27 protein-coding genes are annotated in these 26,276 nt (G+C 69.8%); 18 read left to right on the top strand and 9 right to left on the bottom strand.

Annotation, left to right across the window (positions count from 1 at the left end; all coding sequences use genetic code 11):
* Positions 1–196: 196 nt before the first annotated feature.
* Both RSA25_RS10025 and RSA25_RS10020 read right to left on the bottom strand, forming a co-directional pair.
* On the bottom strand, positions 197–436 hold the full coding sequence (locus tag RSA25_RS10025; protein ID WP_332808746.1) for a hypothetical protein: 240 nt from the start codon (positions 434–436) through the stop codon (positions 197–199).
* A gap of 85 nt (positions 437–521) precedes the next feature.
* Complete coding sequence (locus tag RSA25_RS10020) at positions 522–806, bottom strand: DUF2782 domain-containing protein (protein ID WP_332808745.1); 285 nt, start codon at positions 804–806, stop codon at positions 522–524.
* A gap of 95 nt (positions 807–901) precedes the next feature.
* Here RSA25_RS10020 and polA point away from each other — a divergent pair, with 95 nt between their 5' ends.
* Complete coding sequence (gene polA, locus RSA25_RS10015; RefSeq protein WP_332808744.1) at positions 902–3,673, top strand: DNA polymerase I; 2,772 nt, start codon at positions 902–904, stop codon at positions 3,671–3,673.
* A 388-nt stretch (positions 3,674–4,061) separates the two neighbouring features.
* On the top strand, positions 4,062–4,535 hold the full coding sequence (locus tag RSA25_RS10010) for a YetF domain-containing protein (protein ID WP_332808743.1): 474 nt from the start codon (positions 4,062–4,064) through the stop codon (positions 4,533–4,535).
* Positions 4,536–4,691: 156 nt separating this feature from the next.
* Here RSA25_RS10010 and RSA25_RS10005 read toward each other — a convergent pair whose 3' ends face one another.
* The 6 genes from RSA25_RS10005 to RSA25_RS09980 all read right to left on the bottom strand — a co-directional run bounded on the left by RSA25_RS10005 (position 4,692) and on the right by RSA25_RS09980 (position 10,375).
* The gene (locus RSA25_RS10005) at positions 4,692–5,600 is read right to left on the bottom strand and encodes a hypothetical protein (RefSeq protein WP_332808742.1); all 909 of its coding nucleotides are present in this window, start codon (positions 5,598–5,600) and stop codon (positions 4,692–4,694) included.
* 71 nt (positions 5,601–5,671) lie between these two features.
* Positions 5,672–6,568 (bottom strand): oxygen-dependent coproporphyrinogen oxidase, encoded by an 897-nt coding sequence (hemF, locus tag RSA25_RS10000; RefSeq protein WP_332808741.1) that lies wholly within the window; start codon positions 6,566–6,568, stop codon positions 5,672–5,674.
* Positions 6,569–6,636: 68 nt separating this feature from the next.
* Positions 6,637–6,963 carry a hypothetical protein gene (locus tag RSA25_RS09995; protein WP_332808740.1) on the bottom strand — a complete coding sequence of 109 codons (327 nt, stop codon included), beginning with the start codon at positions 6,961–6,963 and terminating at the stop codon, positions 6,637–6,639.
* Positions 6,963–7,481: a hypothetical protein gene (locus RSA25_RS09990; RefSeq protein ID WP_332808739.1), complete on the bottom strand. Its 519-nt coding sequence runs from the start codon at positions 7,479–7,481 to the stop codon at positions 6,963–6,965. Before RSA25_RS09990 ends, RSA25_RS09995 begins: the two co-directional genes overlap by 1 nt.
* Before the next feature lie 111 nt (positions 7,482–7,592).
* Entirely contained in the window at positions 7,593–8,012 is a 420-nt protein-coding gene (locus RSA25_RS09985; protein ID WP_332808738.1) for an NUDIX domain-containing protein, read from the bottom strand.
* Positions 8,009–10,375 carry a S9 family peptidase gene (locus RSA25_RS09980; protein WP_332808737.1) on the bottom strand — a complete coding sequence of 789 codons (2,367 nt, stop codon included), beginning with the start codon at positions 10,373–10,375 and terminating at the stop codon, positions 8,009–8,011. The genes RSA25_RS09985 and RSA25_RS09980 overlap by 4 nt, the downstream gene beginning before the upstream one ends.
* A 167-nt stretch (positions 10,376–10,542) precedes the next feature.
* On the opposite strand from RSA25_RS09980, the gene RSA25_RS09975 reads away from it, so the two are divergent.
* The 3 genes from RSA25_RS09975 to cydB all read left to right on the top strand — a co-directional run bounded on the left by RSA25_RS09975 (position 10,543) and on the right by cydB (position 13,543).
* Entirely contained in the window at positions 10,543–10,998 is a 456-nt protein-coding gene (locus RSA25_RS09975) for a hypothetical protein (protein ID WP_332808736.1), read from the top strand.
* A 132-nt stretch (positions 10,999–11,130) separates the two neighbouring features.
* Positions 11,131–12,528, top strand: a complete 1,398-nt coding sequence (locus RSA25_RS09970; RefSeq protein WP_332808735.1) for a cytochrome ubiquinol oxidase subunit I — start codon at positions 11,131–11,133, stop codon at positions 12,526–12,528.
* Position 12,529: 1 nt separating this feature from the next.
* A complete protein-coding gene (gene cydB / locus RSA25_RS09965) occupies positions 12,530–13,543 on the top strand; it encodes a cytochrome d ubiquinol oxidase subunit II (RefSeq protein WP_332808734.1) in 1,014 nt (337 codons plus the stop codon).
* Positions 13,544–13,593: 50 nt separating this feature from the next.
* Here cydB and RSA25_RS09960 read toward each other — a convergent pair whose 3' ends face one another.
* Positions 13,594–14,613: a pteridine-dependent deoxygenase gene (locus RSA25_RS09960; protein WP_332808733.1), complete on the bottom strand. Its 1,020-nt coding sequence runs from the start codon at positions 14,611–14,613 to the stop codon at positions 13,594–13,596.
* Between the two features lie 183 nt (positions 14,614–14,796).
* On the opposite strand from RSA25_RS09960, the gene RSA25_RS09955 reads away from it, so the two are divergent.
* The 13 genes from RSA25_RS09955 to RSA25_RS09895 all read left to right on the top strand — a co-directional run.
* Complete coding sequence (locus RSA25_RS09955) at positions 14,797–15,531, top strand: beta-ketoacyl synthase chain length factor (RefSeq protein WP_332808732.1); 735 nt, start codon at positions 14,797–14,799, stop codon at positions 15,529–15,531.
* Positions 15,524–16,327: a lysophospholipid acyltransferase family protein gene (locus RSA25_RS09950; protein WP_332808731.1), complete on the top strand. Its 804-nt coding sequence runs from the start codon at positions 15,524–15,526 to the stop codon at positions 16,325–16,327. The genes RSA25_RS09955 and RSA25_RS09950 overlap by 8 nt, the downstream gene beginning before the upstream one ends.
* On the top strand, positions 16,314–16,574 hold the full coding sequence (locus tag RSA25_RS09945) for a phosphopantetheine-binding protein (protein ID WP_228886160.1): 261 nt from the start codon (positions 16,314–16,316) through the stop codon (positions 16,572–16,574). The genes RSA25_RS09950 and RSA25_RS09945 overlap by 14 nt, the downstream gene beginning before the upstream one ends.
* A gap of 19 nt (positions 16,575–16,593) precedes the next feature.
* The gene (locus RSA25_RS09940) at positions 16,594–16,851 is read left to right on the top strand and encodes an acyl carrier protein (protein ID WP_332808730.1); all 258 of its coding nucleotides are present in this window, start codon (positions 16,594–16,596) and stop codon (positions 16,849–16,851) included.
* Between the two features lie 22 nt (positions 16,852–16,873).
* The gene (locus tag RSA25_RS09935) at positions 16,874–17,425 is read left to right on the top strand and encodes a hypothetical protein (protein WP_332808729.1); all 552 of its coding nucleotides are present in this window, start codon (positions 16,874–16,876) and stop codon (positions 17,423–17,425) included.
* Positions 17,418–19,103: an AMP-binding protein gene (locus RSA25_RS09930; RefSeq protein ID WP_332808728.1), complete on the top strand. Its 1,686-nt coding sequence runs from the start codon at positions 17,418–17,420 to the stop codon at positions 19,101–19,103. Before RSA25_RS09935 ends, RSA25_RS09930 begins: the two co-directional genes overlap by 8 nt.
* Entirely contained in the window at positions 19,096–19,884 is a 789-nt protein-coding gene (locus RSA25_RS09925; protein WP_332808727.1) for a glycosyltransferase family 2 protein, read from the top strand. Before RSA25_RS09930 ends, RSA25_RS09925 begins: the two co-directional genes overlap by 8 nt.
* Positions 19,881–20,828: an acyltransferase gene (locus RSA25_RS09920; RefSeq protein WP_332808726.1), complete on the top strand. Its 948-nt coding sequence runs from the start codon at positions 19,881–19,883 to the stop codon at positions 20,826–20,828. Before RSA25_RS09925 ends, RSA25_RS09920 begins: the two co-directional genes overlap by 4 nt.
* Positions 20,818–22,365, top strand: coding sequence for an aromatic amino acid ammonia-lyase (locus tag RSA25_RS09915; RefSeq protein WP_332808725.1), 1,548 nt, complete (start codon positions 20,818–20,820; stop codon positions 22,363–22,365). Before RSA25_RS09920 ends, RSA25_RS09915 begins: the two co-directional genes overlap by 11 nt.
* Positions 22,352–22,774 (top strand): thioesterase family protein, encoded by a 423-nt coding sequence (locus RSA25_RS09910; RefSeq protein WP_332808724.1) that lies wholly within the window; start codon positions 22,352–22,354, stop codon positions 22,772–22,774. The genes RSA25_RS09915 and RSA25_RS09910 overlap by 14 nt, the downstream gene beginning before the upstream one ends.
* Positions 22,771–23,397 carry an outer membrane lipoprotein carrier protein LolA gene (locus tag RSA25_RS09905; RefSeq protein WP_332808723.1) on the top strand — a complete coding sequence of 209 codons (627 nt, stop codon included), beginning with the start codon at positions 22,771–22,773 and terminating at the stop codon, positions 23,395–23,397. Before RSA25_RS09910 ends, RSA25_RS09905 begins: the two co-directional genes overlap by 4 nt.
* Before the next feature lie 16 nt (positions 23,398–23,413).
* Positions 23,414–25,759, top strand: coding sequence for an MMPL family transporter (locus tag RSA25_RS09900; RefSeq protein WP_332808722.1), 2,346 nt, complete (start codon positions 23,414–23,416; stop codon positions 25,757–25,759).
* A 51-nt stretch (positions 25,760–25,810) separates the two neighbouring features.
* Positions 25,811–26,276, top strand: a 466-nt coding sequence (locus RSA25_RS09895; protein ID WP_332808721.1) for an FAD-dependent monooxygenase, incomplete at its 3' end; no start/stop codon positions are given.

The following is a 26,276-nucleotide window of genomic DNA, read 5'->3' as shown; positions in this document are numbered from 1 at the left end:
CGGGCCGGCTCCCGACCCAGCCTGGGTTCCGGTAGGGCGGGCCGCGGGCGGGCCCCCGACCCAGCCAAGGTTTGCGTGTCGCCGCCCACCGGCCGGCACTACCGCGATCGCGCCACCCAGCGGCCGGCAATGCCGTGATCGTGCCGCCCAACGGCCGGCCATTCCGCGATGGCGGCCGCCCTCCGGCCGGCACCCCCTACGGACGCAGCTTCAAGGTCTGCGATTCGTCCAGGCTGCCGTCGGGCTGCAGCACCACGTAGCGTTCGCCGGTGCGGTCGAACAGCACCGGGATCGGGTCGCGGAACAGCGGGCGGCGCACGAAGCGCAGCTGCCAGCCGAAGTGTTCCAGGGTGTCCACCGCCTGGCGTTGCTCGGCGGTGAGCCCGGCCCGCAGTTGCACGGGGTCGGGGGGCTGGCGGCGTTCGGGAGTCGTCATCGGGTACAGCGAAGCGGCAGGGGGGTCTTGCGCGCCTGCAAGCCGTGTTCCAGCACCGGCGGCAGGCGCCATGGCACGGCGGGGATCACCAGCTGTAGAGCTTCCAGTACACCGGGGACACGCCGTCCTTGTCGCTGTCCATGCGGCCATCGCCGTTGCGGTCGTACATGTAATAGGCGGCGCCGCGGGCGGGGGAGACCTTGACCATGCGCAGCTGGCCGCCGACCCGGTACTCCTCGATGGTGTCGCCGTTGTCCAGGCTGCGTTTGGACACATCGGCACCGCTCACATCCACCGGGGGCGAACCGGCACCGCCGGTGGTGGCGCATCCGGCCAGCGCAAGCAGGCCAGCCAGCAACAGAATCTTCATGGGCCGAGGGTCCTTGGGCGGGAGTCTGGATTATGCCCCATGCACTGTGAGGCCGGTGCCGGGACCGGAACGGGGCGGGCGCGTAGAATCCCTGCATGAGCCGATTAGTCCTGATTGACGGGTCCAGTTACCTGTACCGCGCGTTCCACGCGCTTCCGCCGCTGACCAACGCCCACGGTGAACCCACCGGCGCGCTGTTCGGCGTGGTCAACATGCTGCGCGCCACCCTGAAGGAGCGCCCGGCCTACGTGGCGTTCGTGGTCGATGCGCCCGGCAAGACCTTCCGCGACGACCTGTATGCCGAGTACAAGGCCAACCGCCCGCCGATGCCCGACGACCTGCGCCCGCAGATCGAGCCGATGTGCCGCATCGTCGAGGCGCTGGGCCTGAGCATCCTGCGCATCCCCGGCGTGGAAGCGGACGATGTGATCGGCACGCTGGCCCTGCAGGGCCACCAGGACGGCCTGCAGGTCACCATCTCCACCGGCGACAAGGACTTTGCCCAGCTGGTGCGCCCGGGCATCGAACTGGTCAACACCATGACCGGCAGCCGGATGGATTCGGATGCGGCGGTGATGGAGAAATTCGGCGTGCGCGCCGACCAGATCGTGGACCTGCTGGCGCTCATGGGCGACACCGTGGACAACGTGCCCGGCGTGGAGAAGTGCGGCCCCAAGACCGCCGCCAAGTGGCTGGCCGAATACCAGAACCTGGACGGGGTGATGGCCGCCGCGCCGGGCATGAAGGGCAAGATCGGCGAGAACCTGCGCGCGGCGCTGGAGCGCCTGCCGCTCAACCGCGAGCTGGTCACCATCCGCACCGACGTGCCGCTGGAGGCCAGCCCGCGCACGCTGGCCCTGCGCGACCCGGACGTGCCCGCCCTGGGCGAGCTGTACCTGCGCTATGGCTTCACCCAGGCGCTGAAGGAGCTGGGCGGACCGGCAGCGGCGGCGGTGGCCGCCAGCGACGCTGCGGTGAGCCTGCGTGGCACCGCGGCCGGCTACGCCCGCAGCGCCCCGGCTGAAACGGCGCCCGAGGTCGATCCGGCCCTTTCGGCGCCCGGCGACTACGAGACCGTGCTCACCCGCGAGCAGCTCGATGCCTGGGTGCAGCGCGCCGAGGCCGCCGAGCTGATCGCCTTCGATACCGAGACCGACGCGCTGGATGCCATGCGCGCCAACCTGGTGGGCATCAGCCTGGCGGTCGAGCCGGGCAGGGCGGCCTACATCCCGGTTGGCCACAATTACCCCGGCGCGCCTGCGCAGCTGCCGCCGCAGGTGGTGCTGGACGCGCTGCGCCCGGTGCTGGAGAACCCGGACCGGCGCAAGCTCGGCCAGCACGGCAAGTACGACCTGCACGTGCTGCGCCGGCATGGCGTGAACGTGCAGGGCTACCACGACGACACCATGCTGGAGAGCTTCGTCCTCAACTCCACCGCCACCCGCCACGACATGGATTCGCTGGCGATGCGCTACCTGGGCTACACCACGATCAAGTTCGAGGACGTGGCCGGCAAGGGCGCCAAGCAGATCCCCTTCTCCCAGGTGGGGCTGGACGAAGCGGCCCGCTACGCCGCCGAGGATGCCGACATCACCCTGCGCCTGCACCGCGTGCTGCAGCCGCAGCTGCTGGCCGAGCCGGCCCTGGACGGGGTCTACCGCGGCATCGAGATGCCGCTGGTGCCGGTGCTGGCGCGGATCGAGGCCAACGGCGTGAACATCGACGTGGACGAGCTGCGCCGCCAGAGCCAGGACCTCAGCGTGCGCATGCTGGCCGCCCAGCAGAAGGCCACCGAACTGGCCGGGCACACCTTCAACCTGGATTCGCCCAAGCAGCTGCAGGCCGTGCTGTTCGACGAGCTGAAGCTGCCGGCGCTGGTGAAGACGCCCAAGGGCCAGCCCAGCACCAATGAAGAGGCGCTGGAGGCGATCGCCGAGCAGCACGAGCTGCCGCGGGTGATCCTGGAGTACCGCGGGCTGGCCAAGCTGCGCAGCACCTATACCGACAAGCTGCCGGAGATGGTCAACCCGGCGACCGGTCGGGTCCACACCAGCTACCACCAGTCCGGTGCGGCCACCGGCCGGCTGTCGTCGTCCGATCCGAACCTGCAGAACATCCCGATCCGCACCGAGGACGGCCGCCGCATCCGCCGCGCCTTCGTCGCCCCGCCCGGGCGCAAGATCCTGGCGTGCGATTACTCCCAGATCGAGCTGCGGATCATGGCCCACCTGTCCGAGGACCCGGGCCTGGTGCGCGCCTTCGAGCAGGGCGTGGACGTGCACCGTGCCACCGCCGCCGAGGTGTTCGGGCGCGCGCTGGACGAGGTGACCCCCAACGAGCGCCGGGCCGCCAAGGCGATCAACTTCGGCCTGATGTACGGCATGAGCGCCTTCGGGCTGGCCCGCAACCTGGGCATCGACCGCGGCCAGGCCCAGGATTACGTGGCGCTGTACTTCAGCCGCTACCCGGGCGTGCGCGACTTCATGGAGCGCATGCGCCAGCAGGCCCGCGACCAGGGCTACGTGCAGACCCTGGAAGGCCGCCGGCTGTACCTGAACGACATTCACGCCCGCAACCAGGGCCTGCGTGCCGGCGCTGAACGCGCGGCCATCAACGCCCCCATGCAGGGCACCGCGGCGGACATCATCAAGCGCGCCATGGTGCGCGTGGACGACTGGCTGCAGGGGCAGGGCGACCGCGCGCGGATGATCCTGCAGGTGCACGATGAACTCGTGTTCGAAACCGAAAGCGAGTTTCTCGAAACCTTGCGTTTGAACGTGATCGAGCTGATGTCCACATCGGCCCAGTTGCGCGTGCCGCTGGTGGTGGATGCGGGCGTCGGCGATAACTGGGATGAGGCGCATTAAGACGCAATCGGCCTATCAACAGCTGAATTGGTTCAGTGCGGCGCGAGAAACTGACTCGTGGATGAATGTTTCGGGTGAAGCGCTTTCATTAATTGGGCCCCTTCACGAACTATCAATGTTCGAGGTGCTTTTATAGACCTCGACAGGCGCAACGCCTGTTGTGGATCTCTCCCATCCCCTGGAGCAGATCTCGGAACGGGGGCTCCTCCCCAAGCGCCCGTTCCCCGGCCCCGCTGACCTCCCCCTGGTCGGCGGGGCTTTTTATTTGGGGCGTTCGATCGCCCGCGCCGCGACCCGCGATTGCCGCTGAAACCATTGCCCCGCCACGCACATTGCCGACCCCCGGTCTGCGGCCCATGCTGGGCGCAGTTACCGGGGAGAGAAGTGAATGAGCGACCTGTTTGCGTTGGCCATGCCGTGGTGGGAATTCGTATTTCGCGCAATCGTGGTCTATGCCGTCGTGCTGGGCATGGTCCGCCTGTCGGGCAAGCGCGCCCTCGGCCAGATCACACCATTCGACGTGCTGCTGATCGTGTTGCTCGGCAACGCCGTCCAGAACGCCCTGCTCGGCAAGGACACCTCCCTCGGCGGTGGCCTGCTGCTGGCCGCCACCCTCATCGCCCTCAACTACGCCGTCGGCTGGCTCAGCACCCGCAGCCGCCGCATCGAAACCCTGGTCGAAGGCGAGCCGGTGCTGATCGCCCGCGACGGCAAACTGCTCGACTCCGTCCTCCGGCGCGAAATGGTCACCCCCGCCGACTTCGACGCCGCCCTGCGCCAACAAGGCTGCCTGGACATCAGCGAAGTCGAACTGGCCCTGCTCGAAATCAACGGCCACATCACCATCGTCCCGAAGAAATAACGGCGACGTGGTTGCAGGACGCCGCAAAGGCGCGCGAGTGCATTCCATCGCTGGCGGCCGGGAATGCGCACCGAAAATACCGGTAGTGCCGGCCGCTGGCCGGCATCCACACCCCGCGCGACCAAGCCGGCACTCGCAAAGGCGAAGAACCAAAAATCAGCGCGCAGCAGCCCCGGAACCCTCATCCGACTCACCCGCATCCCCAGCCAGCGCCGCACACGCCTCCGGCCCCTTGCCCGGATCGCACGCCAGCGCCAGCGCCCGCCGGGCCTCCGGCAGCCGCCCTGCCGTGCGCAACGCCACCGATACCGCCGTACAGAACCCCGCGCTCGGATGCAGCCCGCACAACCCGGCCAGCTCGTCCAGGCGCTCGCCCGACAACGCTACCTCCGCCGGCATCGCCTTCACCATCGAAAACGCCTTCCCCACCGCCTCCACGCGCGCCTTTTCCTCCGCGCGCTGGCACCCGCTCGCGTCGAACGCCCGGTCATCCTCCTGGCAGACCGCCGGCACGCTGTCCGGCACCGACGGATCGGCCATCACCTGCGCGATGATGAAATCGTCGCGTGCATCGGTCCGGTAATCCTCGGCCAACCGATTGCACGCCGTTTCCACCCCCTCCCTGCACCACTGCCGCCACCGCTCGGCACCGGCCCACACCATCGGCGCCATGCACCCGGCGATATCGGCACGGCAACTGCCCGGCGCGAACGGCGGCACGCTCTTGCATGCCACCTCGCTCTCGCGCGCGTAGTGATCCTCGCCCGCATGCAGATAGCGCCCATCCGCGCTCACCCCCAGCGCGATCGTCTCCCCACTCGCCAGGTTCACCGCCACCGACGGCGTCGGCCCCCCGCCCAGGTGATACGGCTCGGGCGCCGCTCCCGGCTGCTCACGCCGCGCATCCACCGCGCTCTCCACCTGCAGCACCGCCCCGCTGTCCGGGTCCTTGAACGTCCCGCATGCCAGCGATTGCGCCGCCGCCGGCCAGGCAGACAACGCCAGCACGGCCAGCAGTGCGCCGCGTCCGCGGGGCAGGCGACGGGGAAAAATGACAGGGGTCACGGCAGGATCCTTCAACAGGGAAACACACAGCAGGGCGCCGCGCCGCATCGGCGCGGGCACGGTCAATCGGGTTACACCCAGTCGCGCGGGACCAGATAATCGGCCAGGCGGGCCTCATCGCTGCCGTTTTCCGGCTGGAAGCCGTACTCCCAGCGCACCCGCGGCGGCAGGCTCATCAGGATGCTCTCGCTGCGCCCGCCACTCTGCAGGCCGAACAACGTGCCCCGGTCGTACACCAGGTTGAACTCCACGTAGCGGCCACGCCGGTACAGCTGGAACTCGCGCTCACGCTCGCCATACGCCATGTCCTTGCGGCGCTCCACCAACGGCAGGTAGGCGTCCAGGAACCCGTCGCCGACCGCGCGCAGGTAGGCGAAATCGCGCTCGAAGTCGCCGTGCAGGTCATCGAAGAACAGCCCGCCCACCCCGCGCGTCTCGTTGCGATGCCGCAGGAAGAAGTACTCATCGCACCAGCGCTTGTGCGCGGCGTAGCGCTCCTCGCCAAACGGCTCGCACAGCGCGTGCGCCACGCGGTGCCAATGCTGCACGTCTTCGTCGAAGGGATAGAACGGGGTCAGGTCGAAACCGCCGCCGAACCACGACGCCACTTCCACGCCATCGCGCTCGGCGCGGAAATAGCGCACGTTGGCGTGCGTGGTGGGCAGGTACGGGTTGGCCGGGTGGAACACCAGCGACACGCCCGTCGCGCGCCACGAGGCGCCGGCCAGCTCCGGCCGGTTGGCCGATGCCGACGGCGGCAGGCGGGTGCCGGCCACGTCCGAGAACCCGATGCCGGCCTGCTCGAACACCGCGCCATCGCGCAGGATGCGGGTACGCCCGCCACCGCCCTCGGCGCGCTGCCAGACATCCTCGACGAACCGGGCGCGGCCGTCAGCCGCCTCGATGGCCGCGCAGATGCGATCCTGCAGGTCGGTCAGGTAGTGGCGTACGCGTTCGAATTCGTCCATGCCGCGTACTTTACCGCAGCCTGCCGTGGCACCGGCGTTGCGCCAGCCGTGCTTCGGCTGATCGGCCCCTACTCGGCGTTCAACCGCGCCAGCAGCTGCGCCCGCGTCGCGTCATAGGGCGGGGCCCAGTAGTCCGGCATCGATTCCTCCCACGCGTACAGCGCCTCCGGCGTCATCCGCGCCGCCAGCGCCACGGTCAGCGCCTTGCGGATGCCGGCCAGGCGGTCGAGCACCTGGCGCTCGCGGAAGAACAGCAGCAGGGCCAGCGCGGCCGCTTCGGTGTCCTCGAAGCCGCTGCCGATGCGGTCCACCACCGGCACCACCTGCTCCAGGTCATCGAGCAGGCGCAGCAGCGTGGCCGTGTCCAGCGTGGCCGCGTCGGTGGGGGCGCCCATCAGCGGTCGAACCAGGCGTGCACGTCGGCGCGCAGCAGGCGTACCGCCAGCCAGCCGTGCAGCGCGGCGAAGGCGATCGAGGTGGTCAGGGTGGTCACCAGGAAGGTCATGCGCTGGACCAGCATTTCCCCGCGCATGTCGCGCAGCTCGCTGCTGGCCGCATCGCTGGCCAGGTAATCCAGCACGTAGCGGAAGCCCTCATCGACCACCCAGCAGCACACGAAGTTGAACAGCGCGGTGACCACCAGCAGCACGATGAACAGCCACAGGCCCCAGCGCCGGCGATACAGCATGGCCCAGCACGCGGCGGTGCCGACCACGCAGACCAGCAGCATCGCCACGCACACGGCCACGGCATGGTTGCCCAGCCAGCGCAGCGACGGCGCCAGCCACGACAGGTCGCGGCCGTGCAGCGCGTCCTGCAGCCAGGGCGCATTGGACAGCGGCGCGGCCACCAGGATGGCCGCCACCCAGCACACGGCCGAGGCGATGCAGAGGGCCAGGACCGACTTGGTCATCGGCCCGAGGAATTTGGGGGGCGCCAGCGGATCGACGGCGGGGCGGGCGCTGGGGAGGGGCGGGGGAAGCTGGGATGACATCCGGTGTCCTGGTCGAGTCGGCGACAGGCGTCAGCCTGCCACCACCGCGCGTGCGGCCGCGGGCAGGATATGGTCTGCGCTCAACGCTGCCAAGCGCCGCCCGTGCGGCGGGTGCAGCGGCACCCAGGCCAGTTCGGCGATTTCCGCCCGGGGTTGCGGCGTGCCGGTGACCTGCACCGACCACGCCTGGGCCTGCACGCGGCGACCCGGTTCATGCGCCGCCCACGCCTCGAAGCGGCCCAGTGGCACGGCACTGGCGGGCAGCAGCTGCACGCCCAGTTCCTCGTGCAGCTCGCGGGCAAGGGCCTGCAGCGGCGCCTCGCCCGGCTCGGGCTTGCCGCCGGGCTGGATGAAGGTCTCCGCGCCCTGCTTGCGCACCACCAGCACGCGGCCGGCGGGGTCGGTGATGACCGCGGCGACGATCTGGATCGGCGCCGCGGCCTGGCTCACTTCAGGTTCTCGTTGAACAGCTTGAGGATGCGCTTGTACTGGTCCAGCCAGGAATCGGGGCGCACGTAGCCGTGGCGTTCCAGCGGATAGGGCGCGATGGACCAGTTGTCCTTGTGCAGCTCGATCAGCTTCTGGGTGAGGTTGACCGAGTCCTGGAAGAACACGTTGTCATCCATCATGCCGTGGGCGATCAGCAGGTGGTCCTGCAGGCCTTCGGCGTACTCGATCGGCGAGGAGGTGCGGTAGGCCTCCGGATCGATGTCCGGGGTATTGAGGATGTTGGCGGTGTAGCCGTGGTTGTACTGGTGCCAATCCACCACCGGGCGCAGCGCGGCGCCGGCCTTGAACGTGCCCGGCGAGCGGAACAGCGCCATGAAGGTCATGAAGCCGCCGTAGGAGCCGCCGTAGATGCCGGCATGCGCGCGGTCACCCTGCTGGGTGTCCACCAGCCAGTCCAGGCCGTCCTTGTAGTCTTCCAGCTCCGGGTGGCCCATGTTGCGGTAGATCGCGGTGCGCCAGTCGCGGCCGTAGCCCTCGCTGCCGCGGTAGTCCATGTCCAGCACGATGTAGCCCTGCTGCACCAGCAGGTTGTGGAACATCTGCTCGCGGAAGTAGGCCGGGTAGCGCTGGTGCACGTTCTGCAGGTAGCCGGCGCCGTGCACGAACATGGCGATCGGGTACTTCCTGCCCGGCTCCGGGGTCTGCGGCCCGTAGTACTTGGCCCAGACCACGCCGGCGCCGTGCCGCGACGGCACCTGCACCAGCTTGGGCTGGATCCACTCGCGCGCCTTGAACGCGGCGGTGCGGGTATCGGTGAGCACCTTGGCCTGGCCGCCCGTGGTGGGCACCACTGCCAGCTGCGCCGGCAGGTAGGCGCCGGAGTAGCGCACGAGCAGCTGCTGGCCATCGGGGGACAGCGAGAAATCTTCCACGCCGTTGAGCGCGGTCAGTTCACGCACCTGCTTGCTGGCGTTGTCCACCGCGCAGACTTCGTAGTCGCCCGGGCTCTGCTGGTTGCACAGGAAGTAGAAGCCGCGGCCATCGGCGCTGGGCACCGGCATCGAGGTTTCCCACTTGCCACCGGTCAGCGCCACCGGCTTGGCCGTGCCCTGCTGGGTGTACAGGTGCGAGTAGCCGGATTCTTCGGACAGCAGCCACAGCGTGCGGTTGTCGTTGGACCAGCCGAAATCGTTGAAGCCCCAGTTGATCCAGGCCGCATCGGTGAGGCGGTGGCGGTTTTCCAGCTTGGCACCGGCCACGCTGACGCTGGCGATCCAGCGGTCCTTGTTGTCGTTGGCGCGCAGCATCACCGCTGCCTGCTGGCCATCGTTGCTCCAGCGGATGCCGGGGTTGCCCGGGCCAGCCAGCACTTCCAGCGGGCGGTTGCCCTTGAGCGCCTCCTTGCCGGCGGCCTTGCGCAGGGTGGCCAGCGGGTCGGTGCCGATGCCCGGCAGCGCGTCCAGCGACAGCGGCTTGACCGTGCCGGTCACCGCATCCACCAGCCACAGCGCGTGCGGCTCGGGATCGTTGCGGCCCACGCGGGTGCGGGTGTCCTCGAATTCCTCGTAACCCGATTCGGTCACGTACCTGGGCATCTTGCCGCCGCGGCCTTCATCGAAGTTCTTGGGCTTGGTGACCACGATCAGGCTGCGCGTATCCGGGGACAGCACGCTGTCCACGATCTCCACGTCGGCACCCAGATACACCGGGCCGGGCGCGCGCGATGCGTCGGCGCGGCGCCAGCTGGCTTCCTGCTGCTTGAGCGCGTCGCGCTGGGCGCGGTCGTTGCGCAGGGTGGCCAGGGTGCGCATCTGCTGCTCGCGCAGCACGTCGGCCTTGGGCGCATCGTCGGGGTTCTTCTCGGCCTTCAGGCTGGCCACCTGCTGCACGCCGCCGGCGGCGGTCCAGTGGAACCAGGTCTGCCCGGTGCGCCAGATCACTCCGCCATCGCGGGCGAAGGCGACCGCGGCGGCCTTGTCGGTGCTGCGGGTGAGCTGGGTCAGGGCACCGCTGCGCAGGTCGCGCAGGAACACATCGCCATTGCGCACGAACACCGCACGCTGGCGTGCGCTGTCATACACAGGGGTGTCCACGTCCAGCGTGCCGCGCTGGTCATCGGCCACCTGGGCGGCCACGCCGCCGTTGACCGGCTGGCGGAAGGTGTCGCGCACGGGGCTGCCGGTGCGCTTGAGCTGGTACTCGACCTGCTGGCTGTTCCAGGACCACCACGCGCTTTCGACCGGGGGACCGATCCAGTCCGGGTCGGCCATGGCCTGCTCGATCGTGATCGGCGTCGGCGCCGCATGGGCAGCGCCGCCGAGGGCGGCGAGCAGCAGCAGGGACAAGGGCAGCGTTCTGGGCATTGCGGGCGGCACCGTAGTGGAAAACCCGGCAAGGGTAGCAGCCGCAAGGCCTGCGGGAGGGGGCCACAGGTCATGGGGACAGGATCGGAAAAGCCGGGCCGTGGTCGGTGGGGGTGCGTGCCGTAACGCGCGCAGGCACACTGGGCACTGGATCGGAGGGAACCGATATGTACCGCTATGACTACACGATCAGCCTCGGGGTCCGTCACCCCAGCGCCGCCAGCGCGGAGGTCGCCTCGCGGCTGGCGCTGGAACGTGGCTTCTTTCGCGATGTTGGCACCGAGCTGCGCGATGACGATGGAACACTGATCCGCGTGCACCCGTTCACCTGGGTCCTGTTCAACCTGTCCCGTGGCAAGGACGGTTGGCTGATGGACGCCTGGCCGACGGTGATCCCGCTGCTGCAGTCCCGCGCCGAGGCCATCACCGCGCTGGTGCAGGCGGGCGCCGAGGTGGACATGCGGATTGGCTTGTTTGGCCACCAACACGGCACGTGGGCCGGGTTCGACCTGGATCACGCGCTGGTCCGCCTGCTGGCCGACCTGCGCATCCGATTCCAGCTGGAAACCTACTTCCCTGATGAATCCGACCTGCCCACCGCAGACGGCACCTCCCCGGACTGAAACCGCCGCCGCCACCACCGGCGGGGCCGCCCCCTGCGACAAAGTGAAGCAGCGCGTCACCCGGTCGCATGTGCCTTTCACGGATACCGGCCCAGACTGGTGCGGATTTCAGAGACCTGCCGGAGGCGTCACGTGGACGCGTTGTTGTTGTCGCGGATCCAGTTCGGGTTCGTCATCAGTTTCCATGTGCTGTTCCCCGCCTTCACCATCGGCACCGCCAGCTGGCTGGCGTTCGTGGAGTCGCGCTGGCTGCGCACCGGCAACCCGGTCTGGCGCGAGCTGTACTTCTTCTGGCAGAAGATCTTCGCGGTGTCCTTCGGCATGGGCGTGGTCAGCGGCATCGTCATGGCCTTCCAGTTCGGCACCAACTGGCCGCGCTTGAGCGAAGTGGCCGGCAGCGTCATCGGCCCGCTGCTCACCTACGAAGTGCTCACCGCCTTCTTCCTGGAGGCCAGTTTCCTGGGCGTGATGATGTTCGGCTGGGGCCGGGTGTCGCCCCGGCTGCACTTCCTGTCCACCTGCATGGTGGCGCTGGGCACGCTGTTTTCCACCTTCTGGATCCTGTCCTCCAACAGCTGGCTGCAGACCCCGGCCGGGTACGCGATGATCGATGGCATCGTGCACCCGCAGGACTGGTGGCAGGTGGTGTTCAACCCGTCCTTCCCCTACCGCCTGGCGCACATGGCGCTGGGTTCGTTCATCACCACCTGTTTCGTGATCGGCGGGGTGGGCGCGTGGTACCTGCGCAAGGGCACGCACGTGGAAGCGGGGCGCACCATGCTGCTGGCGGCCGTCGCCTTCGCGGCGCTGACCGTGCCGGTGCAGATCTTCGTGGGCGACATGCACGGGCTGAACACGCTCAAGCACCAGCCCATGAAGATCGCGGCGATGGAAGCGCACTGGCATGCCGAAGGCGAAGGCGAGGGCGTGCCGCTGGTGGTGTTCGCGCTGCCCAACGAAAAGGCCGAGCGCAATGACTACGAGCTGGCCATCCCACGGCTGGGCAGCCTGATCCTGACCCACTCGCTGGACGGCACCTTCAAGCCGCTCACCTCGGTGGCGGCCAGCGAGCGGCCGCCGGTGGTGCCGGTGTTCTTCGCGTTCCGGATCATGGTCGGGCTGGGCACGTTGATGCTGCTGCTGGCCTGGGTCTCGGCCTTCCAGTGGTGGCGCGGCAAGCTGCTGACCTCGCGCTGGCTGGTGCGCGGCTGGAACTGGATGCTGCCCAGCGGCTTCATCGCGCTGGTCTCGGGCTGGTTCGTCACCGAGATGGGGCGCCAGCCGTGGGTGGTCTACGGGGTGCTGCGCACCGCCGATGCGGTGGGACCGCAGAGTGCGTGGATGACCGCGCTGTCGCTGGGCATCTACATCGTGGGCTATGCCTTCGTGTTCGGCTGGGGCATCTGGTACCTGGTCAAGATCATCCGCACCGGGCCCAAGCCGCACGCGCCGGCACCGGCGCTGGAGGCCGGCAGCCACACCCCGGCGCGGCCGCTGTCCGGCGCCGACGAACCGCTGGAGGAGCGCTGAGATGGAGATGACGACCTGGCTGCCGGTGGCATGGTTTGCGGTGATCGGTTTTGGCGTGCTGATGTACGTGGTGCTGGACGGCTTCGTGCTGGGCATCGGCATCCTCGCGCCAATGGCCGAGGACGAGGAACAGCTGGACATCATGATGAACACCGCCGCGCCGATCTGGGACGGCAATGAGACCTGGCTGGTGCTGGGCGGTGCGGGCCTGATGGCGGCCTTCCCCAAGGCGTATGCGGCGCTGCTGTCGGCGTTGTACCTGCCGGTGCTGCTGCTGGTGGTGGCGCTGGTGTTCCGCGGCGTGGCCTTCGAGTTCCGCTTCAAGGCGCATCGCTCGCGGCGGTTGTGGAGCGTGGCCTTCGGGCTGGGTTCGCTGTTGGCCGCCTTCGCGCAGGGCGTGATCCTGGGCGCGCTGGTGCAGGGCCTGCAGGTGGTGGACGGGCGCTATGTGGGCGGGGCGTTCAGCTGGTTCAGTCCGTTCTCGATGCTGACCGGGGCGGCGGTGGTGTTCGGCTACGCCCTGCTGGGCAGCACCTGGCTGATCCTGAAGACCGAAGGCCGCGAGCAGGCCTTCGCACGCACGCTGACCCGGCCACTGGTGGTGGCGGTGATCGTGTTCATGGGGTTGGTCAGCACCTGGCTGCCGTTCCTGGATTCGCGGCTGATGGCGCGCTGGTTCAGCGACGGCAACTTCTGGTGGCTGTCCCCGGTGCCGCTGCTGACCCTGGGCGTGGCGGTGGCACTGTGGCGCAGCGCGATGCACCCGCGGCGCGACCTGCCGCCGTTCCTGCTCACCCTGGCGTTGTTCGTGCTGGGCTTCATCGGGCTGGTGCTGGGCATGTGGCCCTACCTGCTGCCGCCCAGCATGACGCTGTGGCAGGCCGCCGCGCCGGCGTCGTCGCTGGGCTTCAGCCTGGTGGGGCTGGTGGTGCTGCTGCCGGTGATCCTGGGCTACACCGCCTGGTCCTACCGCGTGTTCCGCGGCAAGGTCCGCGCCGACGCGGGCTATCACTAGGCTGTGCCGGCCGCTGGCCGGCAATCCCCCGGCCGGCATCGGCACCCCGCCTAGGCGTGCAGCCCCTCGATCTCGACCAGCAACTCGGCCCGGCAGACTTCGGCATGCAGCACCACGTGCGGCGGCTGGCCCGGCAGCGCGGCCATGCTGGCCGCCACCGCCGGCATGTCCGCGGCATTGCGCACGTACACCTTCAGCAGCGATCCGGCGCCCAGCGTGGGCGACAGGCCCGGCCGCTGGCGGCGGGCGGTGTCCACCAGGCTCTGCAGGTTGGTCAGGGTCTCGCGCAGCTGCTGGTCCACCGCCCCGGTGTGCTGGGAGACATGGCCGACAATCGCCGCCGTGCCCGATTGCAGCAGCGGCAGGCCGGTGGCCGGCGGTGCCAGCAGCGCCCGCGAGAAACTGGGTGACTGCGGCCCGTACTGGCGCGGGTAGCGGAATGCGCTGACCTGGCGCGGATTCTCCAGCGGCAGGCCGGGTTCACGCGCGGCCAGCCAGTACACCTGCAGGCGGCGATCGCCGTCGAAACGGCCGATGCAGGTGGCCGCCGGCAGCGCCGCCTCATCCAGGGCGCGCAGGCCGCGCACCCGGCCCACGCAGAAGCGCCGGTAGCGTTCCTGGTCGCCGTCGCCCTCGGTTACCGCATCCAGGTAGTTCCAGGTACGCAGCAGGTGCGGGAAACCGCTGTCGGCCAGAAAGCGGCTCATGCGGGCATACGCCTCGGCCGCGGCGGCCTCGATGTCGCCGTCCTCTTCCTCGATCTCCAGCGCCCCGAACAGCAGCGCATCGGTATGCGCCCAGCGCAGGCCGGCCTCCCGGCCATGCTGGACCGGGACGGTGCCGCGCCAGATTTCGATCCGGGCCGGGCCATGTTCGGCCAGCGGTACCTGCAGCCAGCGCGGATCGGCCACCGCCGGCCCCCGCACGCCAAAGCCGAACACCGCCAGCGTGCACGGGTCGGCCAGGGCGGCGTCGCGCTCGTCGGCCGGCGCGTAGCGGGCGTGGAACAACGCAGGGCCGGCCGGGGAGGAAGCGACCTGCAGGGCCGGTGCGTCGTGGATCGTGCTCATTTCAGATTGTGAATGCTGCCAGTGCCGAGGGTGTCATGATAGCGTGCGCTCCTTTTCGCGCTGCAACGCCTGCTGCCCAACGCTCACACGGGGAAGTGTCTGCGGGTCGGGCAGGCTGGATCCGGGTGTGCGCGTACCACCTTCATGCACTTCGTCCCGGTGCCCATCAACATGTTGGCGTGAATGATCGAGTTTTCAGTAGTGGATTGGGCGGCCTGGGCGCCGGGCCTGGCGACCCGGCAGGACTGGCAGGCGTGGGCCAGTGCCCCGTGGCTGCCGCACGGGGATGACACCCCGGCCCTGGGCGAGGTGCCGGCCATGCAGCGCCGCCGGATCGAGCGCCTGGGCCGCATGGCCATCCAGGCCGCCTGCTGGTGCGAGCAGCCCGACGACGGCGGCCAGGTGCCGCTGGTGTTCGCCTCCCGCCACGGCGACGTGGCCCGGTCGATGGAACTGCTGGACAGCCTGGGCGCCGATACCGGCATGTCCCCGACCGCCTTCGGCCTGTCGGTGCACAACGCCGTGGCCGCCCTGTATTCCATCGCCCGCGGCCACCGCGGCAACTACCTGGCGCTGGCCGCCGGGCGTGCCACCGTGGAGGCGGCCTGCGTGGAGGCTTATGGCCTGCTGGCCGACGGGGCCCCGGAAGTGCGCGTGGTGGTCTACGAATCGCCGCTGCCGGCGGTCTATGCCGGTTTTGCCGATGAGCCGGACCCGTATTACGCCTGGTGCTGGCGGCTGGCCCGGGCCGACCGCCCCGGCACCCGGCTTTCGCTCGGCTGGCGCGCCGCCTCGGCTGACAGCCCGGCCGCCGCGCTGCCGCACGGCCTGGACGCGATGCGCTTCCTGCTCGCCGGCGAGGCGGCGCTGGACCTGGCCGCCGACGGCCAGCACTGGACCTGGCAGCGCCATGGCTGAGCGCTGGCCGGCCCGTCTGAACCACGCCTGGCGGGTGTTCGGCACCGGCCTGAGCTTTGCCGTGTTCGGCCTGGGCGGCCTGCTGCTGGGCGGCCTGCTGTTCCCGCTGCTGTTCCTGGTGCGCAACCCCGCCCGCCGGCAGCGGCTGGCCCGGCGCCTGGTCCAGCTCAGCTTTGCCAGCCACGTGGGGCTGATGCACCGGCTGGGGGTGATGACCTATGAGATCCGGGGCGCCGAGCGCCTGCAGCGCAGCGGCCTGCTGATCCTGGCCAACCATCCCACCCTGATCGACGTGGTCCTGCTGATCGCCCAGCTCCCCAACGCCGACTGCGTGGTCAAGCGGGCCGTGGCCTGCAACCCGTTCATGCGCGGGCCGGTGCGGGCGGCCGGGTATGTCTCCAACGACGACGGTGCCGGGCTGATCGACGACTGCATCGCCGCCGTCCAGGCCGGCGGCAACCTGGTCATCTTCCCCGAGGGCACCCGGACCGTGCCCGGCCAGCCGCTGCGCCTGCAGCGCGGGGCGGCCAACATCGCGGTGCGTGGCCGGCTGGACATAACCCCGGTCAGGATCACCTGCACCCCGCCTACCCTGACCAAGGGCCAGAAATGGTATCGTGTGCCATCACGGCGTTTTCACGTTCAGCTGGAAGTCGGGGAAGATCTCCCGATCGCCCCCTTCCTGGCAGGAGCCGGTGACACGCCCAGGGGGGACGCCTTGGCGGCGCGGCGCGTGACCGATCATCTTGCCCATTACTTTGACTTCGCTGGAGAACCGAGCCGTGCAGGCACTTGAGCACGAGATCAAGGAATTGATCATTTCATCGCTTTCACTGGAAGACATCACTCCCGAAGACATCGATCCTGCGGCCCCCCTGTTCGTGGAAGGGCTGGGCCTGGATTCGATCGACGCCCTGGAACTTGGATTGGCCCTGCAGAAAAAGTACGGTGTCAGCCTGTCAGCGGATTCGGAAGAGACCCGTCGCCATTTCTCCAGCGTGCGTGCCCTGAGCGAGTTTGTCGCCGCACGCCAGCCGTCGTAACGGCGCGTCAGGATTTGCCATGACCAAGAACGAACTTTTCGATCGCATCGTCAAGATCCTCAAGGACAGCTTTGAGATCGAGCCGTCGCGCATCACGCCCCAGGCCCGTCTGTACGACGACCTGGACATCGACAGCATCGACGCGGTCGACCTGATCGTGCAGCTCAAGCCGCTGCTCGGCCGCAACCTGCAGCCGGAGGCCTTCAAGGCGGTGCGCACCGTGCAGGACATCGTCGACGTGGTGCACGGGCTGCTGCCCGGTCAAGCAGCCGCCTGACGGCGGCCGCAGGACACTGACCATGGTCCGGGTGCGCGTCGCGGCGTTTGCGTTGCTGTCGCTGGCATACCCGCTGGTGGTGTACCTGTCGCTGGGCCGCTTCGAGCCGCGCTGGCTGTCCCTGCTGCTGTTCGGGCTGGCCGCGCTGCGCGCGCTGACCACCCGCCAGCCGGTGTGGTGGGTGGCCGCGCTGGGCACCGGGGTGCTGGCGCTGGTGGCCACCGCCTTCAACCAGGCCCTGCCGCTCAAGCTGTACCCGGCGCTGGTCAACGCGGTGATGCTGGTGATCTTCGCCACCAGCCTGCGCTTCCCGCCCAGCGCGGTGGAGCGGCTGGCGCGCCTGAGCGAGCCGGACCTGCCGCCGTTCGCGGTGGTGTATACCCGCCGCGTCACCTGGGTGTGGTGCGGTTTCTTTGTCTTCAACGGGGGTCTGGCCCTGGTCACGGCGCTGTGGGCGTCCAACCAGGTCTGGGCGCTGTACAACGGATTGTTGGCGTACGTGATGATGGGTGCTCTGTTTGGTGGCGAATGGCTGGTGCGGCGACGCGTCAAGGCGGCGCACGCGCATGGCTGAGTGGATCGCATTGACCGGTCTGGCGGTGTCGGCACTGCCGGGCCGGATCGTGGGCCAGGCGCCGGAGGGCGCGGTCGACCACCCCCGTTTCAGGCAGCAGGTGCTGGGCTGGCAGCAGGCGTTCGCGCGCGCGCCGGGCAGCGACTGGGCGCTGTATTTCGAGGACACCCTGGCCTTCGCCGCGGCCCTGCTCGGGGCCTGGCACGCCGGCAAGCGGGTGTTCCTGGGCGGCGACAACCTGCCGGCCACGCTGGACGGGCTGCGCCTGCGGGTGGACGGGTTTGCCGGCGACGTGCCGGCGGCCTACCGCCCGCTGCCGCCGGCCGCCGGCGCCGAGGGCACGCTGCTGCCGCTGGATGAAGACCAGTTGGAACTGGTGGTGTTCACCTCCGGCAGCACCGGTGCGCCGAGCGCGATCGTCAAGCGCATGCGCCAGCTCACCCGTGAAGTGGACGCCCTGCAGGCCGCTTTCGGCGAGCAGCTGGAAGGGGCGCAGGTGCATGGCACCGTGTCCCACCAGCACATCTACGGGCTGCTGTTCCGCGTGCTGTGGCCGTTGGCGGCCGGGCGCGCGATCCAGCCTCGCCGGTTCTTCCACGAAGACCTGGTCAGCGCCCTGGCCCAGGGCCCGTCGGTGCTGGTGGCCACCCCGGCCCACCTCAAGCGCCTGCCCGAACAGCTCGACTGGTCCTCGCTGCAGGGCCGGCTGCGCGCGGTGTTCTCCTCCGGCGGCCCGCTGCCGGAAGAGGCGGCCGTGCAGGCGCGGGCCCTGCTCGGGGTGGCGCCCACCGAGGTGTTTGGCAGCAGCGAGACCGGCGGCATCGCCTGGCGCCGCTGGAGCGCCGGCCAGCCGCAGTGGCACCCGCTGCCGGGCGTGGTCTGGCGGATCCAGGACGGCTGCCTGGCGGTGTCCTCGCCGCACCTGGTGGACGACGCCTGGTGGCAGACCCAGGACCGGGTCGAGGCCGATGCCGAGGCCGGGCACAGCTTCCGCCTGCTGGGCCGCGCCGACCGCATCGTCAAGATCGAAGAACGCCGGGTCTCGCTGGACGCGCTGGAACACCAGCTGCGGGCGCACCCGGCGGTGCAGGACGTGCGCGTGCTGGTGCTGCCGGGCGCGCGCGAGCAGCTGGCCGCCGTGGTGGTGCCGCAACCGGCCGACGCGGCCGGCTGGGACGATGCCCGGCGCCGCCGCCAGGCCCAGGCGCTCGGCGCCCACCTGGCCAGCAGCCACGACGCGGTGACCCGCCCGCGGCGCTGGCGCTTCGTCGACGAGCTGCCGCTCAATGCGCAGGGCAAGGTGACCGCCGCCGCGCTGGCGGCCCTGTTCCGGCCCCTGTTCCCCACGGTGCAGTGGCAGCAGCGCGACGCCGAGGCGGCAGTGCTGCAGCTGCCGCTGGAGGCGGACCTGATCGCCTTCGACGGGCATTTCCCGCAGGCCAAGATTCTGCCCGGCGTGGTCCAGCTGGACTGGGCGATCCACTACGCGCGCGAGGCATTCGCGATGCCGCCGCGCTTTGCGCGGATGGATGCGCTCAAGTTCCAGCATGTCGCCCGGCCCGGCGACTGCCTGCAGCTTACCCTGGGCTGGAACGCGGCCACTTCCGTGCTCAGTTTCCGCTACGTCTCCGACCATGGCGTGCACGCCAGCGGCCGGGTGGTGTTCGGCGATGCATGAGGCGTCCCGCGCCGGCGTGCCGGCGGTGCCGTTCGCGCCGCTGGTGGTGATCCCGGTCTACGACCATGAACATGCCATCGGCGCGGTGGTGCAGGGCGTGCTGGCCAGTGGCCTGCCGTGCCTGCTGGTGGATGACGGCTCGCGGCCGTCGTGCGCGCGCGTGCTGGATGCACTGGCCAGCGCGCACGCGCCGCAGCTGGCACTGCTGCGCCTGGCCCACAACCAGGGCAAGGGCGGGGCGATGCTGGCCGGGTTTGCCGAGGCGGCGCGGCGTGGCTACAGCCATGTGGTGCAGATCGACGCCGACGGCCAGCACGACACCGCCGACATCCCGCGTTTCATCGCGCTGGCCCGGCAGCATCCCGAGGCGGTCATCTGCGGCATCCCCGCCTACGATGACAGCGTGCCCAAGGCCCGGCTGTACGGCCGCTACGCCACCCATGTGTGGGTGTGGATCAACACCCTGTCGCTGACCATCCGCGATTCGATGTGCGGCTTCCGGCTGTACCCGCTGGCCCCGGTCACGCGCCTGGCTGGCGAGGAAACCATCGGCCGGCGCATGGATTTCGACAGCGAGATCCTGGTGCGGCTGTTCTGGCGCGACGTGCCGGTGATCAGCGTGCCCACCCGGGTCACCTATCCCAGCGACGGCGTATCGCACTTCGATGTGTGGCGCGACAACGTGCGCATCAGCCGCATGCACACCCGCCTGTTCTTCGGCATGGTGTGGCGCGCGCCGCGCCTGCTGTGGCGGCGCGTGACCGGCGCGGCGGTGGCATGACCGCCCCGGCACCGGCCAACGCCCCGCACTGGGCCGACCTGGGCGAGACCACCTCGGCCGCCGGGGTGCTGTTCCTGTGCGGGGTGCACCGCTGGTTCGGGCGCTGGCCGTTCCGGCTGTGCGTGTACCCGGTGGTGCTGTGCCACTGGCTGGGCAACCGCGTGGCGCGGCAGGCCTCGCTGCAGTACCTGCAGCGGCTGCAGGCGCACACCGGCGTGCTGGGTGGCGTGCCCGGGCGTTGGACCAGCCTCAGGCACTTCGCGCTGTTTGCCGACACCCTGCTGGACAAGCTGCTCGGCCTGGGGGGCCGCTATCCGCCCGGCCAGATCCGCCTGCAGCGCGACCTGATGCTGGAGAAGATCGCGCGCCGCGAGGGCGGGCTGATCCTCACCGCGCACATCGGCTGCCTGGAACTGTGCCAGGTGCTGGCCGAACAGGTGCCCGGCTTCCGCATCACCGTGCTGGTGCACACCGCGCACGCGCAGCGCTTCAACCGCTTGATGCAACGCCTGGACCCGCTGGCCCAGGTGGAGCTGATGCAGGTGACCGACATGGGCCCGGCCACGGCCGTGGAGCTGCAGCGCCGGGTCAACGACGGGGGCTTTGTGGCCATCGTCGGCGATCGCGTGCCGCTGCGCGGCGGGCGCACCGTGCCGGCGCCGTTCCTGGGCCACGTGGCGCAGTTCCCGATCGGCGCCTACGTGCTGGCCTCGGCGCTGGCCTGCCCGGTCTACACGATGGCCTGCCTGCACGAAGGCGACGGTTACCGGGTGCGCTTCGAGCACTTCAGCGACCGCATCGTGCTGCCGCGCGGCTCGCGCGATGCGGCGCTGACCGCGCAGGCCGAACATTTCGCCCGGTGGCTGGAAGTTCAGGTCACCCAGGCACCCTTGGACTGGTTCAATTTCTTCCCCTTCTGGGATCAGGCATCGCATGGCAAGTAATTCACCCGATATCCGCTTCGGCGATGCGCCGTTGACCATCGAAGACGTGGTCGCGCTTTCGCAACGCCAGGCCCAGGCCGTGGTCAGCGACGACCCGGCCTTCCAGGCGCGCATCCAGAAGGGCGCCGATTTCCTGGACCGCCTGCTGCGCGAGGACGGCGTCATCTACGGGGTGACCACCGGCTACGGCGATTCGTGCACGGTCAACATCCCGCCGGCGCTGGTGGCCGAGCTGCCGCACCACCTGTTCACCTACCACGGCTGCGGCCTGGGCCGGTTCCTGGACGAGGCCGAGACCCGTGCGGTCATCGCCGCGCGGCTGGCCTCGCTGGTGCGCGGCATGTCCGGGGTCAGCCACCCGCTGCTGCAGGGCCTGGCCACGCTGCTGCGCCACGACGTGCTGCCGCTGATTCCCGCCGAAGGCTCGGTCGGTGCCAGTGGCGACCTCACCCCGCTGTCCTACGTGGCCGCGGTGCTGTGCGGGCAGCGCGAGGTGATGTACCAGGGCGCGCGCCGCCCGGCCGCCGAGGTGCTGGCCGAGATCGGCATGACCCCGCTGCAGCTAAGGCCCAAGGAAGGCCTGGCGATCATGAACGGCACCGCGGTGATGACCGCGCTGGCCTGCCTGGCCTTCGATCGCGCCGACTACCTCACCCGCCTGGCCACCCGCCTGACCGCCTTCAACGTGCTGGCCAGCGACGGCAACGCGCATCACTTCGATGAAATGCTGTTCGCCGCCAAGCCGCACCCGGGCCAGATGCAGATCGCCGCGCGCCTGCGCCAGGACCTGCACAGCGACCGCCCGCCGCGCAACGAACAGCGCCTGCAGGACCGCTATTCGCTGCGCTGCGCCCCGCACGTGATCGGCGTGGTGCAGGACGCGCTGCCGTTCATGCGCCAGCTGATCGAAACCGAACTCAACAGCGCCAACGACAACCCGCTGATCGATGCCGACGGCGAGCGCATCCTGCACGGCGGCCACTTCTACGGCGGCCACATCGCCTTTGCGATGGACGCGCTGAAGAACACCATCGCCAACCTGGCCGACCTGCTCGACCGGCAGATGGCGCTGGTGGTGGATGCCCGCTACAACCACGGGCTGCCGGCCAACCTGTCCGGCGCCACCGGCCCGCGCGCGGCGATCAATCACGGCCTGAAGGCGCTGCAGATCAGCGTCTCGGCCTGGACCGCCGAAGCGCTCAAGCAGACGATGCCGGCCTCGGTGTTCTCGCGCTCCACCGAGTGCCACAACCAGGACAAGGTCAGCATGGGCACCATCGCCGCGCGCGACTGCCTGCGCGTGATCGAGCTGACCGAGCAGGTGGTGGCCGCGCTGTTGATCACCGCGCGCCAGGGCGTGGCCCTGCGCCAGCGGGTGGGCATGAAGGCCCTGCTGCACGGTGAGCTGGACGCGATGTACCAGGACCTGTGCGCGCGGATCGCGCTGGTGGACGAGGACCGCGCGCTGGACGGCGAGCTGCGCGCGCTGCTGGACGACATCCGCGGCCAGCGCTGGAGCCTGTATGACCAGCCCTGACCTGAGCCTGGAGGTGCGGCTGTCGCCCACCTTCCACGACTGCGATCCGATGCACGTGGTGTGGCACGGCAACTACTTCAAGTATTTCGAAGTCGCCCGCTGTGCGCTGCTGCAGCGCTACGACTACGACTACCCGCAGATGCGCGACTCCGGCTACCTCTGGCCGGTGGTGGACGCGCGGGTGAAATACATCCGCCCGCTGCTGTACGGGCAGGCGCTGCGCGTGCGCGCCACCATCACCGAATGGGAAAACCGGCTGAAGATCGCCTACGAGATCTTCGATGCCGACAGTGGGCAGACGCTGACCCGCGCCCACACCATCCAGGTGGCCGTGGACGCGGCCACCAATGAAATGCTGTACCTGTGCCCACGCGTGCTGTGGGACCGCCTCGGAGTGGATGTGCCATGAATCGTTTGTTGAGCGCCTGCCTGGCGCTGTTGTTGCTGTGCGTGGTTGCCCCGGCCGGTGCCGAACCGGCGGCCGACCTGGCGATGGTCAAGCAGCGGATCGCCCAGGTGGCGGTGCTGCGCGGCGAGTTCACCCAGGAAAAGCAGGTGGCCGGTTTCAAGAACCCGCTGCGCTCGCAGGGTGGCTTCGTGCTGTCCCGCGAGAAGGGCGTGATCTGGTCCACGCTCAAGCCGTTCCCCTCGCAGGTGGTGGTCACCCGCGACCGCATCCTCAGCGTGCAGCGCGACGGCAGCCGCCGGGTCGAGCTGGACGCGCGCCAGCAGCCGGCGATGCGCTCGGTCAACGCGGTCATGTTCGCGCTGATCAGTGGCGATGCGCAGGCGCTCTCGGCGCAGTTCAACGTGCACCTGGAGGCGCTGCCCGACAACGCCTGGACGATGCGGCTCACCCCGCGCTCGCCGATGCTGGCCAAGGTGTTCACCGGCCTGTCGCTGAGCGGGGACCGCTACGTGCGCGAGGTGGAGATCACCGAAGCCAACCAGGATGTCACCCGCATCCACTTCAGCAGCCTCAGCGCGCTCCACCCGCAGTTGACCGCCGAAGAGGGTGCCGCGTTTGAATGACCCGGTACGCGCGTCGATGGACGCCCTGAACCCGCCCAGTGGCCGCCTGCAGCGCGTCTGGCGCTGGCTGGCCGTGCTCTGGCTGCTGGTCCTGGTGGGCCTGGGCGTGCAGCAATGGCAGTTGTGGAAAAGCGAGTCGCGGATCGACACCGACATCCTGGCGCTGCTGCCGCAGGATGCGCACGACCGGCTGCTGTCCGACGTCACCCGCCGCATCGCCGATGCCAACGCGCGCCAGATCGTGGTGCTGCTGGGCAGCGCCGACGCGGCCCAGACCCGGGCCGCCGAGACGGCGTTCCGGCGCAGCCTGCTCGACAGCGCGCAGGGCAAGGCGTTGCTGCGCGAAAGCGGCTCCATCGAAGGCTGGTTCGACCAGGCGCGCGCCTTCTACGCACCGTACCGCGACCGCCTGCTCACCGACGCGCAACGCCAACGGCTGCAGGCCGAGCCGGTGGATGCCCTGTCCGAGGCGGCGCTGGCCGCGTTGTACGGCCCGATGGGCGCGCCGCGGCTGACCGAATGGCGACAGGATCCGCTGTCGCTGTGGCCGCAGTGGTGGCAGGAACGCGCGGCCGGTTCGGGGTTGCAGATGGGCGACGACGGCCTGCTGGAAGCCGACGGCAAGCATTGGTCGATCGTGCAGTACGACACGGTGGGCTCGGCGTTCCAGCTCGATGGCGAGCGCCATATCGACGTGCTGCTGGACCAGGCCAGCGCGGCGGCGGCCCGCCAGGCGCCCGGGCTGGAAGTCCTGCGTGCCGGCGTGCCGCTGCATGCCGAAGCGGCGGCCGTGCAGGCCAACTGGGAAATCAACACCATCGGCTGGGGCTCGCTGGCGGCGGTGCTGCTGCTGGTGTGGCTGGCCTTCCGCTCGCTGCGCCCGATCCTGCTGGTGGGCGCTTCGCTGCTGATCGGCTGCGGCGTGGCGCTGGCGGTCACCGTGCTGGTGTTCGGCAAGGTGCACGTGCTCACGCTGGTGTTCGGCGCCTCGCTGGTGGGCGTGGCCGAGGATTACGGCATCCACTGGTTCGCCTCGCGCCAGGCCGAACCGGCCGACCGCCGCTGGCGGCTGCTCAAGCACCTGCTGCCCGGCCTGTGGCTGGCCCTGCTGACCAGCGCGCTGGCCTACCTGGCCCTGGGCCTGGCGCCGTTCCCTGGCCTGCGCCAGATGGCGCTGTTCTCGGTGGTGGGCCTGGCGGCGGCCTTCCTTACGGTGATCTTCTGGTTCCCGTGGCTGGATGGCGGTGAGATCCGCACCACCGGGTTCTCGCGCTGGCTCGGCGCCACCCTGGAGCGCTGGCCGCGCCTGCATGGCCGCAAGGCGGCCCTCTTCCTGGGCGTGGCGGCGTTGTTCTCGGCCATCGGCATCGCCCGGCTGGACAGCAACGATGACCTGCGCAGCCTGCAGTCCTCGCCCAAGACGCTGATCGACCAGCAGATCCGCATCAGCAAGATGCTGGGCCTGCCCAGCCCCGCCCAGTTCTACCTGGTGCAGGGCGCCGATGCCGAACAGGTGCTGCAGCGCGAGGAAGCGCTGATCCAGCGCCTGCGCGTGTTGTCGGCCGACCGGCAGATCGGCGGCTACCGCGCGATCAGCGACTGGCTGCCTTCGGTGCAGCGCCAGCACGCCGATGCGGCCCTGACCGCCAAGGTGGAGCCGCAGGTGCTGGGCCGGGTGGGCGAGGCGGTCGGCGAGCCGCTGGCACGCCCGGCGTATGCCGCGCAGGATATCCAGGCCGCCGACTTCCTGGCCTCGCCGGCGGCGATGCCGTTCCGTCACCTGTGGCTGGGCAAGGTCGGCGCGGGCGTGGCCTCGGTGGTGATGGTCGATGACCTCTCGCGCGCCGATGCACTGACCTTGCTGGAAGCGCAGGCGGCGGGCATCGACGGGGTGCGCTGGGTCGACCGCACCGCCGACTTCTCCGCGCTGCTCAAGCACTACCGCAAGCTGATGAGCGGGCTGCTGCTGGTGGGCATCGTGCTGGTGTTCGCGGTCCTGTACTGGCGCTATCGGGCGCAGGCCTGGCGGGTGTTCGCCCCGACCCTGGTCGCCGGCGCGCTGACCCTGGCCCTGCTGGGCCTGTTCGGCCAGCCGCTGCAGTTGTTCAACGTGTTGGCGCTGATGCTGCTGCTGGGCATGGGCATCGACTACGGCATCTTCCTGATCGAACATCGCGGTGATGCCAGTGCGTGGCTGGCGGTGTGCGTGGGCGCGGCCAGTACCTGGCTGTCCTTCGGCCTGCTGGGCCTGTCGGCCACGCCGGCGCTGCGCGCGTTCGGGTTGACGCTGCTGTTCGGCATCGGCCTGGTCTGGCTCATCTCGCCGCTGTTCCGCCCACCGCCGCATGACGCCCCGCACTGAGCGCGCCGCCGGCTTGTCCTTTCCCCCGTTTTTCTGATCAAGGATGCATCGATGAACCCGCAAGTGGAAACAACCGAGATCCTCGTCATCGGCGCAGGCCCCGCCGGTTCCGTTGCCGCGGCGATGCTGCGCAGGCAGGGGCGCCAGGTGCTGATGCTGGAGCGCCAGGCCTTCCCGCGCTTCTCCATCGGCGAAAGCCTGCTGCCGCAGAGCATGGAGTACATCGAGGCGGCCGGGCTGCTGCAGGACGTGGTGCAGGCCGGGTTCCAGTACAAGAACGGCGCCGCGTTCGTGCGTGGCGAGGCCGCCACCGAGTTCGATTTCCGCGACAAGTTCTCGCCCGGCTGGGGCACCACCTACCAGGTCCAGCGCGCCGACTTCGACAACGTGCTGGCGCGGGGCGCCGAGCGCATGGGCACCACGCTGCGGTTTGGCGATGAAGTGCTGTCGGTGCAGCCGGGCCGCCCGGCGCGGGTGCAGGTGCGCCGCCCCGATGGCAGCGAGTACACCATCGAGG

It is taken from the genome of Stenotrophomonas sp., assembly GCF_036662295.1.
Lineage (GTDB): Bacteria > Pseudomonadota > Gammaproteobacteria > Xanthomonadales > Xanthomonadaceae > Stenotrophomonas.
Note: the sequence above shows the minus strand (reverse complement) of the source record. Positions and strands in the feature narration are given on the sequence as shown.

Excerpts from the sequence above, each read along its gene's own strand:
- RSA25_RS09930 (WP_332808728.1), top strand. The coding sequence starts at position 17,418 with ATGGCTGAGTGGATCGCATTGACCGGTCTGGCGGTGTCGGCACTGCCG.
- RSA25_RS09910 (WP_332808724.1), top strand. The coding sequence starts at position 22,352 with ATGACCAGCCCTGACCTGAGCCTGGAGGTGCGGCTGTCGCCCACCTTC.
- RSA25_RS10025 (WP_332808746.1), bottom strand. The coding sequence starts at position 436 with ATGACGACTCCCGAACGCCGCCAGCCCCCCGACCCCGTGCAACTGCGG.
- RSA25_RS09955 (WP_332808732.1), top strand. The coding sequence starts at position 14,797 with ATGATCGAGTTTTCAGTAGTGGATTGGGCGGCCTGGGCGCCGGGCCTG.
- RSA25_RS09925 (WP_332808727.1), top strand. The coding sequence starts at position 19,096 with ATGCATGAGGCGTCCCGCGCCGGCGTGCCGGCGGTGCCGTTCGCGCCG.
- RSA25_RS09995 (WP_332808740.1), bottom strand. The coding sequence starts at position 6,963 with ATGGGCGCCCCCACCGACGCGGCCACGCTGGACACGGCCACGCTGCTG.
- RSA25_RS10020 (WP_332808745.1), bottom strand. The coding sequence starts at position 806 with ATGAAGATTCTGTTGCTGGCTGGCCTGCTTGCGCTGGCCGGATGCGCC.
- RSA25_RS09960 (WP_332808733.1), bottom strand. The coding sequence starts at position 14,613 with ATGAGCACGATCCACGACGCACCGGCCCTGCAGGTCGCTTCCTCCCCG.
- RSA25_RS09980 (WP_332808737.1), bottom strand. The coding sequence starts at position 10,375 with ATGCCCAGAACGCTGCCCTTGTCCCTGCTGCTGCTCGCCGCCCTCGGC.
- RSA25_RS10010 (WP_332808743.1), top strand. The coding sequence starts at position 4,062 with ATGAGCGACCTGTTTGCGTTGGCCATGCCGTGGTGGGAATTCGTATTT.
- RSA25_RS09900 (WP_332808722.1), top strand. The coding sequence starts at position 23,414 with ATGGACGCCCTGAACCCGCCCAGTGGCCGCCTGCAGCGCGTCTGGCGC.
- RSA25_RS09950 (WP_332808731.1), top strand. The coding sequence starts at position 15,524 with ATGGCTGAGCGCTGGCCGGCCCGTCTGAACCACGCCTGGCGGGTGTTC.
- RSA25_RS09935 (WP_332808729.1), top strand. The coding sequence starts at position 16,874 with ATGGTCCGGGTGCGCGTCGCGGCGTTTGCGTTGCTGTCGCTGGCATAC.
- RSA25_RS09915 (WP_332808725.1), top strand. The coding sequence starts at position 20,818 with ATGGCAAGTAATTCACCCGATATCCGCTTCGGCGATGCGCCGTTGACC.
- RSA25_RS09975 (WP_332808736.1), top strand. The coding sequence starts at position 10,543 with ATGTACCGCTATGACTACACGATCAGCCTCGGGGTCCGTCACCCCAGC.
- RSA25_RS09940 (WP_332808730.1), top strand. The coding sequence starts at position 16,594 with ATGACCAAGAACGAACTTTTCGATCGCATCGTCAAGATCCTCAAGGAC.
- polA (WP_332808744.1), top strand. The coding sequence starts at position 902 with ATGAGCCGATTAGTCCTGATTGACGGGTCCAGTTACCTGTACCGCGCG.
- cydB (WP_332808734.1), top strand. The coding sequence starts at position 12,530 with ATGGAGATGACGACCTGGCTGCCGGTGGCATGGTTTGCGGTGATCGGT.
- RSA25_RS09920 (WP_332808726.1), top strand. The coding sequence starts at position 19,881 with ATGACCGCCCCGGCACCGGCCAACGCCCCGCACTGGGCCGACCTGGGC.
- RSA25_RS09990 (WP_332808739.1), bottom strand. The coding sequence starts at position 7,481 with ATGACCAAGTCGGTCCTGGCCCTCTGCATCGCCTCGGCCGTGTGCTGG.
- RSA25_RS09905 (WP_332808723.1), top strand. The coding sequence starts at position 22,771 with ATGAATCGTTTGTTGAGCGCCTGCCTGGCGCTGTTGTTGCTGTGCGTG.
- hemF (WP_332808741.1), bottom strand. The coding sequence starts at position 6,568 with ATGGACGAATTCGAACGCGTACGCCACTACCTGACCGACCTGCAGGAT.